This is a genomic window from Bradyrhizobium sp. CCBAU 53415 (genome assembly GCF_028128735.1).
GTDB lineage: Bacteria > Pseudomonadota > Alphaproteobacteria > Rhizobiales > Xanthobacteraceae > Bradyrhizobium.
This window is the reverse complement of sequence record NZ_LBJF01000021.1, coordinates 180681-193742: the sequence shown is the minus strand read 5'-3', so window position 1 is coordinate 193742 and position 13062 is coordinate 180681. Positions and strand designations below refer to the sequence as shown.

Genomic DNA, 13062 nt, shown 5'->3' with positions numbered 1-13062 from the left:
AGGAGAATGATCATGCAGCGCACCATTCCCCTCGCCATCACGCTCGCCCTCGCCGCCGTGGTGAGTTCGGCGCTTGCCGCGCCGGTCAACTACAAGACCCCCGACGAGGTCGCCGCCTTCAAGCCTGGTCCCAATCTCGAGGTCGTGCAAGGCAATTGCAGCGCCTGTCACTCGTCCGATTACATCGCCACGCAACCGCCGATGAAGGACCGGAAAGGCTTCTGGCAGGCCGAGGTGACCAAGATGATCAAGGTCTATGGCGCGCCGATCGACGACGCGGATGTCGGCAAGATCGTCGATTATCTGGCTGCGACGTATTGACGGATGCCGGACGCGCGCGGGCCATTTGACCGCGAAACGGGCAAAAGCGGCAAAAACGCCGCGAAGTTGAGCGGAATTCAGCAGAATGCCGATATGGTTTGAGCTACCAAGCCCGCCACAATCCGCGTATCCTGTTAGGACCGAACCGGCCGGTTGGCGGGGATTGGCGGTTCGATATCTCGGAGGAAGACCCGCGGAGAAGTCGTGATGGCTAAAGGTACGGTCAAGTGGTTCAACCCGACGAAGGGTTATGGATTTATCCAGCCTGCGTCGGGGGGCAAGGATGTGTTCGTGCATATCTCGGCAGTGCAGAAAGCCGGCCTGTCCACTCTCAACGAGGGACAGACGGTGGAATACGAAGAGATCGCAAACCGGGGCAAGACCTCCGCAGAGAACCTCAAAGTATAAGCCCGCCAGCTTTTGCTGCCTCCCGGACCAATCCGGGAGCCGGGCCAAGAAAATTTCAGAAGACGGCCAGTGCACTCGACGACAGGCGTTGCGATTGCACGAGGATAGCTATTTTTCCTTGGAAGACCGTTTGTTCACGCCACAGCAACGACAATCGCGACGGCATTTCGTCAGCCCACCGGCAACGGTGCGTCGCGCTTGATCTCCTCCATCACCGCATAGGTCCGCGTCTCGCGCACGCCCGGCATCGACAGCAGGGTCTCGCCGAGGAAGCGTCGATAAGCGGCCATGTCCGCAAGCCGCGCCTTCACAAGATAGTCGAAGCCGCCGGCAACCATGTGACACTCCAGCACCTCGGGCGCGAGTTTCACTGCACGCGCAAAGCGCTCGAAATTGTCGGGCGTGGTCTTGTCGAGCAGCACCTCGACGAACACCAACAGGCCAAGACCGAGCCGGTGCGGGTTGAGCCGCGCACCGTAGCCCTCGACAAAACCCTCGCGCTGCAAGCGCTTCAACCGTTCGCCGATCGACGTCGGCGACAGCCCGATGCGCTCGGCGAGCTCGACATTGGCGATGCGCCCATCCTCCTGCAGAATCGAGAGGATTTTCCGGTCGATGCGATCGAGTTCCATATTTTATTCGGCCATTTTCTCATTGAACTTCACTTTCTAAGGTAAAGTCACTAATTTGTCCATCGAACTACGGTCATGCCGGCCTTATCCTGGATGTCAGCCACAGGACACGCCATGCCGAACATCCCGCCTCCCTTCGCTGCGCCCTATGCACCCGACGACGCCGACTTTGCCGCGCGTCTCTTGCCGTCGGCACATCCGAGCCCGCCGCAAGAGGCGCGGATCGACCGCACCGCGACGCGGCTGATCGAGGCGATCCGCAAGCGCGACGACCGGCTTGCAGGTAGTCTTGGCGGGGTCGAGGACATGCTGCGGGAGTTCGCGCTCTCGACCAAGGAAGGGCTGGCGCTGATGGTGCTGGCCGAGGCGTTGCTGCGCGTCCCCGACACGCGCACCGCCGACCAGTTCATCGAGGACAAGCTCGGCGAGGGCGATTTCATCCATCACGAAACCAAGTCCACCGCGTTCCTGGTCAACGCTTCGGCCTGGGCGCTCGGCCTGTCGGCACGGGTGATCCAGCCCGGCGAGACGCCCGAGGGCACCATCGGCCGTCTCGTGAAGCGGCTCGGCGCGCCGGCGGTGCGCACCGCCACGCGCCAGGCGATGCGGCTGATGGGCAATCATTTCGTGCTGGGCGAGACCATCGAGCAGGCGCTGGAGCGGGGCCGGCCGCGCTCCGGCCAGAAGCCGCGCTATTCCTTCGACATGCTCGGCGAAGGCGCACGCACGGCGGCGGACGCGAAGCGCTATTTCGATGCCTATGCCAGCGCGATTGAAACGATCGGCAAGGCGGCGGGCTCCCATCCCCTGCCCGACCGGCCCGGCATCTCGGTCAAACTATCGGCGCTGCATCCGCGCTTCGAGGCGATCAGCCGCGACCGCGTGATGGGGGAACTGGTGCCGCTGCTGCTGGATCTGGCACAGCGCGCCAAGGCTCATGATTTGAACTTCACCGTCGATGCAGAAGAGGCCGACCGGCTGGAACTGTCGCTCGACGTGATCGCGGCAACGTTGGCCGACGCCTCGCTCGGGGGCTGGGACGGATTTGGCCTCGCCGTCCAGGCCTATCAGAAGCGCGCCGGCGCGGTGATCGACTATGTCGACGAACTCGCCCGCGCGCATGAGCGCAAGCTGATGGTGCGGCTGGTCAAGGGCGCCTATTGGGACACCGAAATCAAGCGCGCGCAGGAGCGCGGCCTCGACGGCTATCCCGTGTTCACACGCAAGGCGATGACGGATCTGAACTACATCGCCTGCGCGACGAAACTGCTCGCCTTGCGGCCGCGCATCTTCCCGCAATTCGCCACCCACAACGCGCTGACGGTCGCGACCGTGCTGGAGCTTGCCGCTGACGGCAGCGGCTTCGAATTCCAGCGCCTGCATGGCATGGGCGAGGCGCTGTACGAGCAACTGGCAAAAGATCACCCGAACCTCGCCCACCGCACCTATGCGCCCGTGGGCAGCCATCGTGATTTGCTCGCCTATCTGGTGCGCCGGCTCCTGGAGAACGGCGCCAACTCGTCGTTCGTGGCGCAGGCGGCCGACTATCGCGTGCCGGTTTCGGCGCTGCTGCAGCGCCCGGCGGATGCCATCGGCCGACCACAACAGGCGGCCCATCCCAGGATTCCGTTGCCGGCAGATCTGTTCGCGCCGGAGCGGCGCAATTCGCGCGGCGTCGAATTCGGCGAGCGTGCCGCACTCGACCAGCTGCTGGCCGGCGTCAGGGCCGAGGCGGCCGATCTCGAATCCATCACCGACGCGACGCCGGATCAGGCCAGCGCAGCCGTGGCCGCAGCACGCGCGGGCTTTGCCAGTTGGAGCCGGACGCCGGCAGCTACGCGCGCGGCGGCGCTGGAGCAGGCCGCGCATCTCCTGGAGAGCCGAGGCGCGCATTTCATCGCGCTGCTGCAAGCCGAGGGCGGCAAGACGCTTGACGATGCGTTGTCGGAGCTGCGCGAAGCCGCCGACTTCTGCCGTTACTATGCCGCGCAGGGCCGCAAGCTGTTCGGCGCCGATGCCGCCATGCCCGGCCCGACCGGCGAGAGCAACGCGCTCGCCATGCGCGGCCGCGGCGTCTTCGTCGCGATCTCGCCATGGAATTTTCCGCTGGCGATCTTCCTGGGACAGGTCACGGCGGCGCTGATGGCCGGGAACAGCGTGGTCGCAAAACCGGCCGAGCAGACGCCTCGCATCGCTCGCGAGGCCGTGGCCCTGCTGCACGAGGCGGGCATCCCCAAGAGCGCGCTGCACCTCGTCACCGGCGATGGCCGCATCGGGGCCGCGCTGACCGCGCACGCGGATATCGCCGGTGTCGTCTTCACCGGCTCGACCGAGGTTGCCCGCAGCATCAACCGGACGCTTGCTGCCAAGGACGGGCCGATCGTGCCGCTGATCGCGGAGACCGGCGGCATCAACGCCATGATTGCGGATGCCACCGCGCTGCCCGAACAGGTCGCCGACGACGTCGTGACCTCGGCCTTCCGTTCAGCCGGCCAACGCTGTTCGGCGCTGCGGCTCCTGTTCGTGCAGGAGGACGTCGCCGACCGCATGATCGAGATGATCGCGGGCGCCGCGCGCGAGTTGAAGATCGGCGATCCCTCCGACGTCGCAACCCATGTCGGGCCGGTGATCGACGAGGAGGCCAGGCAGCGCCTCGATGCGCACATCGCGCGAATGAAGCGCGAGGCGCGGCTGCACTTTGCAGGCGATGCGCCGGAAGGCTGCTTCGTCGCGCCGCACATCTTCGAGCTGAAGGAGCCCGGCCAGCTCACCGAGGAGGTCTTTGGCCCGATCCTGCATGTCGTACGCTATCGCGCCGAGAACCTCGAACGCGTCCTGCAAGCGATCGAGCGCACCGGCTACGGGCTCACCCTCGGCGTCCACTCCCGCATCGACGACACGGTCGAGGCGATCATCGATCGCGCCCAGGTCGGCAACATCTACGTCAACCGCAACATGATCGGCGCCGTGGTCGGGGTGCAGCCGTTCGGCGGCAACGGCCTGTCCGGAACCGGCCCGAAGGCCGGCGGCCCGCACTATCTCGCGCGCTTTGCGACCGAGCAGACCGTGACGATCAACACCGCGGCCGCCGGCGGCAATGCTGCGTTGCTTGCGGGGGAGGAGTGAGGCCCTGCGCCGGGCGCCGTTGCATCCCGCGGAAACATCGGTCTAATGCTGCATGATGCGCCCGCGCCAATTCCAGCGCGCGGGAAACGACTGGAGCGAGGGAGCAACGCCGCGATGGACAAGGGCATTTTTGCGGGTCTGAAGGTTCTGGACTGTGCGAGCTTCATCGCAGCGCCCGCGGCCGCGACCGTGCTGTCGGACTTCGGCGCCGACGTCATCAAGATCGAGCCGCCCGGCGCCGGGGACCCCTACCGCAATCTGCCGAACCTGCCGGGCTATCCGACCGGCGAGCACAATTTCGCCTGGCTGCTGGAGGCCCGCAACAAGAAGAGCATCGCGCTCGACCTCGCAAAGCCCGAGGCGCAGGCCGTACTGTACAAGCTGGTGGCGGAGGCCGACGTCTTCATCACCAACATGCCGCCGCCGGTGCGCGCCAAGCTCGGCATCACCTACGACCATCTCGCCCATCTCAACGATCGGCTGATCTATGCCTCCTTCACCGGCTATGGCGAGAAGGGCGAAGAGGCCAACAAGCCCGGCTTCGACAGCAATGCCTATTGGGCGCGGTCCGGCCTGATGGACCTCGTCCGCGCCGACACCGACACCACGCCGGCACGTTCTGTCGCCGGCATGGGCGATCATCCCTGTGCCATGGCGTTCTACGGCGCCATCGTCACCGCGCTCTATCAGCGCGAGAAGACCGGCAAGGGCTCGCACGTCGCCTCCAATCTGATGGCGAACGGGGTGTGGGCGGCGAGCGTGCTGGCGCAGGCAAAACTCTGCGGCGCCAGGTTCGGCGAGCGACGGCCACGCGAGCGCGCGCTGAACGCAGTCGCCAACCATTATCAGTGCAGGGACGGCCGCTGGCTGATCCTGTCTCTGCTGAACGAGGAGAAGCAGTTTCCGACGCTGGCGCGCTGCCTCGGGCGCGAGGATTTGATCAATGATCCTCGCTTTGCCACCAAGGCCGACCGCCATGCCCGCTCGGTCGAGCTGATCAAGATCCTGGACGACACTTTCGCGACCAGGGATCTCGCCGAATGGCGCAATATCCTCGACGGCAACGGCCTCGTGTTCGGCGTCGTCGCCATCCTGGACGACATCCCGAACGACAAGCAGATGCTCGACAACGAGGTGCTGGTGCCGTTCGAGAACGACACCATGCTCACCATCAACAGCCCGATCTGGATCGACGGCGCCAGGAAGGTGCAGCCGCGCAAGCCGCCAGCGGTCGGCGAGCACAGTGACGAGATCTTGCGTGGCGCGGGATACGACGAGGCGGCGATCAAGGCGCTGCGGGGTTCGGGGGCGGTGGGGTAAGGCCGCGCACTGGTACGACCTGCTCCGCTGTCGTCCCGGCGAACGCCGGGACACATAACCACAGGGAGTGGTTATCGCGCGTGACTGGTAACTCCGAGTCTTCGCCAAACCGAGGCCTGTGGTTACGGATCCCGGATCTGCGCTTCGCTTGTCCGGGACGACAGCGAGGAGATAGCTCGCTTCGCCAGATGCATTGCTGGATTGCTTCGCTGCGCTCGCAATGACGACGCAGGACGATCGCGCTATACATCGACAAAACACATGTCATGAGGTCCCATGCCCAGCTACCGCCTGCACTACTTCCCTGAATCCGGCAACAGCTACAAGCTGGCGTTGATGCTGACGCTGTGCGGCGAGACGTTCGCGCCGGTGTGGACCGACTTTGGCGGCGGCGTCACGCGCACGGCGGAGTGGCGCAGCGCCGTCAACGAGATGGGCGAAATTCCCGTGCTCGAGATCGACGGCGTGAAGATGACGCAGACCGCGCCCCTCCTGCTCAAGCTCGCCGAGCAATATGGCCGCTTCGGCGCCGAAACGGAGGAAGAGAAGTTCGAGCTGCTGCGCTGGCTGTTCTGGGACAACCACAAGCTCACCGGCTACATGGCGACCTATCGCTTCATGCGCGCCTTCACCGAGAAGAACGATCCGCAGGTGCTGAAGCATTTTCGTCGCCGGCTCGACGACTTCCTCGGCATTCTCGACGGACATCTCCAGCACAATGAATTCGCGATCGGAGCAAAGCCCACGGTCGCCGACATCTCGATGATGGCCTATCTGCACTATCCGAGCGACGAGCACGGCTTCGATTTCGCGGCGAGCCATCCCGCCATCCACGCCTGGCTCGGCCGCATGGCCGCGCTGCCCGGCTGGAAGCCGGCCTATGAGCTGCTGCCGGGCAAGCGGATGACGAACTACGCGAAGTGAGGGCTACCTCAGCGCCAGCCAGCCGAGCGTAAACAAGATCCCGCCGACGATGACGGCCACCGCGACCGCCCAGGTGCTGACGCGGATGCTGCCGGTGACCTGCTTGGCTTCCTCATTCCGCGCGATCTCGCGATTGCGCTCCTTGTTGGTCCCGCTGGTATCCGTCATGGGTCATCCAAATCGGTTTAACGCGTCTTGATGAAGCACATGCCGATGCGGCGCGAGGCCGCGGCAGCCTGACAGGTGAGACCGTTAGCACAGCTCCATGACGTAAAACTCCTGTCCGGCGATCCCGATCCCGCATCTTGCAGGGAACAATGCGCACCCCAGCCGTCCTGATACTCGGTCCCGGCCAGCTCCGGGCTGCCGCGGGTCTGCGGCCGGCTGGCAAATCCGCGTGAGAAATCAGGACGTTTGCCCGCGGCGAACGCGGTCAGGATGTCGCGGCGGCGGAGCTGGTCGCCGAAAAAATGCGGCGAGGCCGGCACGATGGCGGAATTCGACGGCTTGTCCGCAAGCCAGTCGACGCCCGGGAAATGGAAGCCGCCGATGCCGCGGGTCTGGTGGCAACCGGCGCAGGTGACGTCATTGAGACGGCGCTGGAAACCGGCGACTGAGCGGATGTTCTGCATCTCGACGCCGCGTGCCGCCGCCTGCTTCAGCGCACCGACCACCTCGCCATCGGTGAAGACTGGATCGCCGTTGCCCTCACCTTGCATCATGCCGAACGCGGGCTGCAGCGCCGAAGCATCGAGGCCGGCGGGCGTCGGCACCACTGCGGCCCTGGCCAGGAACTTCTCCGGGATCAGCACGGTGCCGCGATCGAACTCGCGCAGATGATTGGGCGCGAGCAGCCAATCCCGGAAGTCGCGTCGGAGATCATTGTCGGCGAAGATCCTGTCGCGGTCGATCTGGTTCTCCAGCGTCGATTCCTCGAACCTCTTCGTGGCAGCGTCGTACTTGAACACCTTGAGCAGATAGTCGGAGCGGAAATCATGCAGCGCCGATTTCGGCGCGACCGAGACCTGGATGTTGGTCTCGATGCGGTCGAGCATGGCGTCGTAGGGAGGGACGCGACTGCCGATCAGGCCTTGCCAATCGCCATTGTCGAGCCAGCGCCGGGCGACCTCGGCGCAGGTCACCAGTTTGCCCTTCGCATCCGTCTGGCGCGGATCGCCCGCCTTCATCACGAGGTTGAGCGTCATCGGGAGGCGCGTTGCGGTCTTGCCGCCATCCGGCCTGCTCTCGAAGCGCGCGAGACGGTAGATCAGCCGGATCTCGCCGCAGGACTCTTCGGCGACATAGGCGCGGTCCATGCGATTGACGATCCCAGCCAGCACGAAACCCGTGTCGGGAGATTTCAGATTGGCCCGATCGAACAATTGCGCGTCAAAACCCTCGCCGACGCCGATGGTTTCGGTCGGATATGCCGCCTTGTAGCGCGCGATGTAGCGGTCGAATTCCGCATCGATCGCCGGCAGAATCGCTTTGAGCTGCGGCAGCGACGCCAACATCAGGTCGGTCGTGAGCGGGACGTCGGCGTTCCGCTCCGGCGCGAGCAGGCGCGAGATCGTCAGCGTATCGTTCTGGTCGAGCTTGCGCAGGAGATCGGGATCGGTGATGGCGGTGCCGCGCGTCAGAGCAGTATTTTCCGCTGCGAATAGCGAATGGACGCCACCTAACAATGCGGCGACAGCAAAGAGAATTCGCAAGGCACGGCCCATGCTTCAGGTAACACCGCGCAGGGACACCTATTCAAGTAAAAAGGCGCCTCACATGGTGGTGAAGCGCCTTTTCGAAAGTCGATATCGAACGCTCAGCGCGACACGATCAGGCCCCTGCTGGTGACGACCACCCAGCGGCCGTCCTGGCGGCGGATCGCATCGACGCGGCCGACGCCGGGGATGGGATCGCCGGGATAGACCTCGTAGAGGCCGTCGCGGCCCTCGATCAGCGCACCACCATTGGCGGCGTTGCGCAGCCTCCAGCCCTCGATCGTCGGAAGACGCCCGACCTCGGTCTTGGGCGCGGCTGGTGCCCGTGCGGCTGCGGCGGTCGCAACCTGGGTCGGCGCGATCGAGCCGGTGGTCTCCTTGGCGGGAGCTGCCGCGGCCTGCGCTGGGGCGGCGGGCGGCGCGGCGCGAAGCTTGTCGACGGTCTCGGACAGCTTGGCGATTCTGGCCAGCGGCTCGGCCTGCGCCTTCTCGAGCTTGTCGAGTCGGTCGTTGGTCCGGTTGAACTGGCTGACGCCGGATTTCGAACCGTGCTCGACATTGGCCTTCAGCGCGACGAGGTCGGCATCGATTCGCGCGACCGAAGCATCGAGCGCGCTGGTGTCGGCGACCTGTACCGGCGCCTGGGCCGGGGCTGCGAAACGCATCATGCCGGCGGTCGCGAGCGCGCCGCTGATCGCGCCGACGCAAGCGGCAATCGCCACCACCGCGGCCATCGCAGACAAGCGGCGCTTGCCGCCGGTCTCGCGCGGCTCGTCCGCCTTGACATGGGGAGCAAAGTCCTCGCGGTCCCAGGACCGCTCCGAGGGCGCCATGACAATGAGCTTGCCGGGCCTGGACTCGGGCTTGGACTCGGCCTTCGCTTCGAATTTCGGCACGTCGATCCGCGGGGGCTCGACTTTGGGAGCATCCGCCTTGACCGGATCCGGCCTGGGTGGCGCCTCGTGGTCGGGCGCGATCGAGGGGGCGTCGATCCCGGCAGCCTCGACAGCCTGCGGCGTGGTCGTACCGGCTTCGACGACGCTCTTATCCTGGGCAGCCTGCTCAGCCATTGGTTCGCTCACAGTTCAAATACTCCGCTCTGGATTGACCTTTTGGTAACTTTCATTGCTTGCGAAATCCTTACCTCGGGACCCGCTTACCGAAATTTTAGGAAGTTATCCGGGGCCGAATTGGGCCGGGAAGATGGAACCGGTGTGGCGGGCGTGAAACAATTTGTAACCGGGCCGAGATGAACGGCAGCGGAATGATGCACAACGCGCAACTATCTCACCGTCATCGCGAGCGCAGCGAAGCAATTCAGAATCTCTCCGCGGCGGCGATTGCTTCGTCGCAAGGGCTCCTCGCAATGACGGACTGGGCAGCGCCCTTCACATCACAGTCCGTCACATCACGACCGGTGCATCCGGCAACTCGTTCGGATGCGATGCGGCCGGCGGGAAATGCCGCGCCAACTCGCGCGACACCGCTTCGATGCCGGCGATCACGCCGCGCTCGAACTGGCCTGAGGCGAACTCCGCCTCCATCGCGCGGCAGATGGTCTCCCATCCGGTCGCGCCGACCTTCGCGTCGATGCCGCGATCGGCGATGATCTCGACGTCGCGATCGGCGAGCAGCAGATAGATCAGCACGCCGTTGTTGTGCGCGGTGTCCCAGATGCGCAGGTGCGCGAACACGTCGAGCGCGCGCTCGCGCGCCGGCTGGTTGCGGAACAGCGGCGCGCCATCAAGCGCACCTTCGACGACGAAACGGACCTGCCCCGAATGGGTCGCCTCGCCGCGCTTGATCGCCTGCTCGATGCGATCGAGCACGGCTCGCGGAAAAATCTGCCTCGCCCGCCAATGATATTGCGCGAGATGCCTGGCAATGCGCTTGATGCTCATGACCGCTACCAGTTCCCCGAGGCGCCGCCGCCGCCAAAACTGCCGCCACCGCCGCTGAAGCCGCCGCTGTCGCTGCTGCTCGACGATCCGCTACTCCAACCGCCTCCCGATGAGCCGCTCGACCACGGGCCGCCGCGCGAACGGCCCGTGCCCGGGGTGATCGCCGAAAACAGATCGGCGACAAATCCGATGATGAAGCCGAGCACGCCAACGGCCGCGGCGAGCGCCGCGGAGCCGAGGATAAACCAGGTCACCGCCGCGATGATGCCCCCGGTCACCAACGATCCGAGCAGCCGTCCCAGGATCGCGCGGAAGAACCCGCCGACGCCGATCGAGGCGAACAGCGCCACGGCAAACACCGGCACAAGGTCGTCCAGATTGTGGGCGAAGTTTGCGCTGCGCGAGGGTGACGGCAGCGGCTCGCCATCGATCACCCGCATCATGCGGTCGACACCCGCGTCGATGCCCGCGGCGAAGTCGCCGCTCCTGAATTTGGGGGTGATATCCTCGTCGATGATGCGCCGCGAGGTCACGTCGGTCAGCGCGCCCTCGAGGCCATAGCCGACCTCGATGCGCAGGTGCCGGTCGTTCTTGGCGACGACGAGGATCGCGCCGTCGTCGATCTTCTTGCGGCCGATCTTCCAGGCCTCCGCGACGCGGATCGAGAATTGTTCAATCGTCTCCGGCTGCGTGGTCGGGACGATCAGGACGGCGATCTGGCTGCCCTTGCGCGACTCGAAGTCACGCAGCTTTTGCGAGAGCGAGGCGATGTCGCTGCTGGAGAGCGTGCCGGTCTGATCGACGACGCGGCCGGTGAGTTCGGGGACGACGACGTCGGCTGAGGCCGGAAGCGCGAAGGCGAGAAGCAGCGCGATGGCGAGGACAAGCGCAGTGAAGGCCGAACGAGCTCGCCACAACCTCGATGCCATCGCCCGCCTTGTGCGCGCTGCGCACCGGGGCGGGCGATCCAGTATCCCAGAGGCCGTAGTGCTTGAACCGAGAAGCCGCGTCGTACTGGATTCCCCGCCTGCGCGGGGAATGACAGCGGTGGGTGGGGCGTCGAGCATTCGCAAAGCGGCGCGCGGTTACTTCGACGGTGCCGGTGCCGGGTTGAAATCCACTTTCGGCGCGGTCGATATCTCCTTCTCGTTCTCGACCGAGAAGTTCGGCTTCTCCTTGTAGCCGAATGCCATCGCGGTGAGGTTGCTCGGGAAGGAGCGGATGGTGACGTTATACTCCTGTACCGACTTGATGTAGCGGTTGCGCGCCACGGTGATACGGTTCTCGGTGCCCTCGAGCTGCGACATCAAATCCTTGAACAACGCATCGGACTTGAGCTGCGGATAGTTCTCGGTGACGACCAGCAGCCGCGACAGCGCGCTGGAGAGTTCGCCCTGGGCGGCCTGGAATTTCTGGAACGCGGCGGGGTCGTTCAGCACCTCGGGGGTCGCCTGGATGCTGCCGACCTTGGCCCGGGCGTTGGTGACGCCGAGCAGGACATCCTTTTCCTGCTGGGCAAAGCCCTTCACCGAGTTGACGAGGTTGGGCACGAGATCGGCGCGGCGCTGATACTGGTTCACGACCTCGGACCAGGCGGACTTGATCTGCTCGTCCTCGCTCTGGATCGCGTTGTAGCCGCAATTGGTCAGACTCAGCGAGGCCAGCGCCGCCAGCACGGTCAGGATCTTGCGCATCAAATTTCTCCCGGTGGAATCTGACGCAAACTACCAGATTGGGCGCACACGGCACCAGACGCTTGGGAGGCACGAAAAGCAGCGGACTGACGCAAGCCTCTTGCCTGGCGCCAGCCGACATAGTCAACTCCGGCAAAACAAGAACGGAAACGCCGGAGGTAACGCATGTCCTCGTTCGCGACCATCCTCGTGGAGAGGCCGGATCCGGCGATCAGCCGGATCGTGATGAACCGGCCCGACGCACGCAACGCGCAGAACCTGCAAATGACCTACGACCTCAACGCCGCCTTCGATGCGGCGGTGCAGGACGATGCGGTCAAGGTGATCATCCTCGCCGGCAATGGGCCGCACTTCTCGTCCGGCCATGACCTGCGCCCCGGAGGCCGGAATGCCGCAGGCCTCGATTTTCCACCGATCGGACATTGGGGCGGCTTTGCCGAAGCTGGCGCTCATGGCCGCTTCGCCCGCGAGCAGGAAATATATCTCCAGATCACGCGGCGCTGGCGCAACCTTGCGAAGCCCACCATTGCCGAGGTGCACGGCAAGTGCATCGCCGGCGGCCTGATGCTGGCCTGGGCCTGCGACCTCATCATCGCCAGCGACGATGCGCAGTTCTGCGATCCCGTCGTCACCATGGGCGTCTGCGGCGTCGAATGGTTCGTCCATCCCTGGGAACTCGGCCCGCGCAAGGCCAAGGAGCTCCTGTTCACCGCCGACAGCTGGAGCGCGCAGGAGGCGCACCAGCTCGGCATGGTCAACCAGGTCGTGCCGCGCGCGGAATTATCGTCGCGCGTGCTTGAGCTGGCGCGCCGGATCGCGGCAAAACCTTCCTTCGCGCTGAAGCTGACCAAGGAAGCAGTGAATCGTTCGGTCGACGTGATGGGCCAGCCGGCAGCGATCGACCAGGCTTTTGCGCTGCACCAGCTCTGCCACGCCCACAATCTCCAGGAGTTCGGCATGATCGTCGATCCCTCCGGACTGCATCCCTCCGTGCGCAAGCCGCCGGCGGCCGCGGAGTAGA

The 13062-nt window shown here is 65.2% G+C and carries 13 protein-coding genes; 6 read left to right on the top strand and 7 right to left on the bottom strand.

Translation table 11 applies throughout. The annotated features are described in order from the left end of the window. The first annotated feature begins 12 nt into the window (after positions 1-12). Complete coding sequence (sorB, locus tag XH87_RS14230; protein WP_271587770.1) at positions 13-321, top strand: SorB family sulfite dehydrogenase c-type cytochrome subunit; 309 nt, start codon at positions 13-15, stop codon at positions 319-321. A 207-nt stretch (positions 322-528) separates the two neighbouring features. After that, positions 529-729 (top strand): cold-shock protein, encoded by a 201-nt coding sequence (locus XH87_RS14225; protein WP_008563500.1) that lies wholly within the window; start codon positions 529-531, stop codon positions 727-729. Between the two features lie 170 nt (positions 730-899). Here XH87_RS14225 and XH87_RS14220 read toward each other — a convergent pair whose 3' ends face one another. Next, positions 900-1361, bottom strand: coding sequence for an Lrp/AsnC ligand binding domain-containing protein (locus tag XH87_RS14220; RefSeq protein ID WP_018317238.1), 462 nt, complete (start codon positions 1359-1361; stop codon positions 900-902). Between the two features lie 114 nt (positions 1362-1475). On the opposite strand from XH87_RS14220, the gene putA reads away from it, so the two are divergent. The 3 genes from putA (at position 1476) to XH87_RS14205 (ending at position 6731) form a co-directional block, all read left to right on the top strand. Continuing rightward, a complete protein-coding gene (gene putA / locus XH87_RS14215; RefSeq protein WP_271587769.1) occupies positions 1476-4487 on the top strand; it encodes a bifunctional proline dehydrogenase/L-glutamate gamma-semialdehyde dehydrogenase PutA in 3012 nt (1003 codons plus the stop codon). 114 nt (positions 4488-4601) lie between these two features. Then, entirely contained in the window at positions 4602-5807 is a 1206-nt protein-coding gene (locus XH87_RS14210) for a CaiB/BaiF CoA transferase family protein (RefSeq protein WP_271587768.1), read from the top strand. Between the two features lie 276 nt (positions 5808-6083). Next, entirely contained in the window at positions 6084-6731 is a 648-nt protein-coding gene (locus XH87_RS14205) for a glutathione S-transferase family protein (RefSeq protein WP_271587767.1), read from the top strand. Between the two features lie 3 nt (positions 6732-6734). Here the strand turns inward: XH87_RS14205 and XH87_RS14200 are convergent, their stop codons facing one another. The 6 genes from XH87_RS14200 to XH87_RS14175 form a co-directional block, all read right to left on the bottom strand. Next, entirely contained in the window at positions 6735-6899 is a 165-nt protein-coding gene (locus XH87_RS14200; protein WP_193374172.1) for a hypothetical protein, read from the bottom strand. 17 nt (positions 6900-6916) lie between these two features. Beyond that, positions 6917-8455, bottom strand: a complete 1539-nt coding sequence (locus XH87_RS14195) for a hypothetical protein (RefSeq protein ID WP_271587766.1) — start codon at positions 8453-8455, stop codon at positions 6917-6919. A gap of 92 nt (positions 8456-8547) precedes the next feature. Continuing rightward, complete coding sequence (locus XH87_RS14190; protein ID WP_271587765.1) at positions 8548-9516, bottom strand: hypothetical protein; 969 nt, start codon at positions 9514-9516, stop codon at positions 8548-8550. 333 nt (positions 9517-9849) lie between these two features. After that, positions 9850-10347 carry a TPM domain-containing protein gene (locus XH87_RS14185; RefSeq protein ID WP_271587764.1) on the bottom strand — a complete coding sequence of 166 codons (498 nt, stop codon included), beginning with the start codon at positions 10345-10347 and terminating at the stop codon, positions 9850-9852. A gap of 5 nt (positions 10348-10352) precedes the next feature. After that, positions 10353-11276 (bottom strand): TPM domain-containing protein, encoded by a 924-nt coding sequence (locus XH87_RS14180; protein ID WP_271587763.1) that lies wholly within the window; start codon positions 11274-11276, stop codon positions 10353-10355. Positions 11277-11432: 156 nt separating this feature from the next. Then, entirely contained in the window at positions 11433-12041 is a 609-nt protein-coding gene (locus tag XH87_RS14175) for a LemA family protein (RefSeq protein ID WP_035713494.1), read from the bottom strand. A 165-nt stretch (positions 12042-12206) separates the two neighbouring features. Between XH87_RS14175 and XH87_RS14170 the strand changes: the two genes are divergently transcribed. Continuing rightward, entirely contained in the window at positions 12207-13061 is an 855-nt protein-coding gene (locus XH87_RS14170) for an enoyl-CoA hydratase (protein ID WP_271587762.1), read from the top strand. The last annotated feature ends 1 nt before the right edge of the window (position 13062 follow it).

What these genes read in the sequence shown, in the direction of transcription:
- XH87_RS14210 (WP_271587768.1), top strand. Translation starts at nt 4,602, where the DNA reads ATGGACAAGGGCATTTTTGCGGGTCTGAAGGTTCTGGACTGTGCGAGC.
- XH87_RS14200 (WP_193374172.1), bottom strand. Translation starts at nt 6,899, where the DNA reads ATGACGGATACCAGCGGGACCAACAAGGAGCGCAATCGCGAGATCGCG.
- XH87_RS14180 (WP_271587763.1), bottom strand. Translation starts at nt 11,276, where the DNA reads ATGGCATCGAGGTTGTGGCGAGCTCGTTCGGCCTTCACTGCGCTTGTC.
- XH87_RS14190 (WP_271587765.1), bottom strand. Translation starts at nt 9,516, where the DNA reads ATGGCTGAGCAGGCTGCCCAGGATAAGAGCGTCGTCGAAGCCGGTACG.
- XH87_RS14170 (WP_271587762.1), top strand. Translation starts at nt 12,207, where the DNA reads ATGTCCTCGTTCGCGACCATCCTCGTGGAGAGGCCGGATCCGGCGATC.
- XH87_RS14175 (WP_035713494.1), bottom strand. Translation starts at nt 12,041, where the DNA reads ATGCGCAAGATCCTGACCGTGCTGGCGGCGCTGGCCTCGCTGAGTCTG.
- sorB (WP_271587770.1), top strand. Translation starts at nt 13, where the DNA reads ATGCAGCGCACCATTCCCCTCGCCATCACGCTCGCCCTCGCCGCCGTG.
- XH87_RS14195 (WP_271587766.1), bottom strand. Translation starts at nt 8,455, where the DNA reads ATGGGCCGTGCCTTGCGAATTCTCTTTGCTGTCGCCGCATTGTTAGGT.
- XH87_RS14205 (WP_271587767.1), top strand. Translation starts at nt 6,084, where the DNA reads ATGCCCAGCTACCGCCTGCACTACTTCCCTGAATCCGGCAACAGCTAC.
- putA (WP_271587769.1), top strand. Translation starts at nt 1,476, where the DNA reads ATGCCGAACATCCCGCCTCCCTTCGCTGCGCCCTATGCACCCGACGAC.
- XH87_RS14185 (WP_271587764.1), bottom strand. Translation starts at nt 10,347, where the DNA reads ATGAGCATCAAGCGCATTGCCAGGCATCTCGCGCAATATCATTGGCGG.
- XH87_RS14225 (WP_008563500.1), top strand. Translation starts at nt 529, where the DNA reads ATGGCTAAAGGTACGGTCAAGTGGTTCAACCCGACGAAGGGTTATGGA.
- XH87_RS14220 (WP_018317238.1), bottom strand. Translation starts at nt 1,361, where the DNA reads ATGGAACTCGATCGCATCGACCGGAAAATCCTCTCGATTCTGCAGGAG.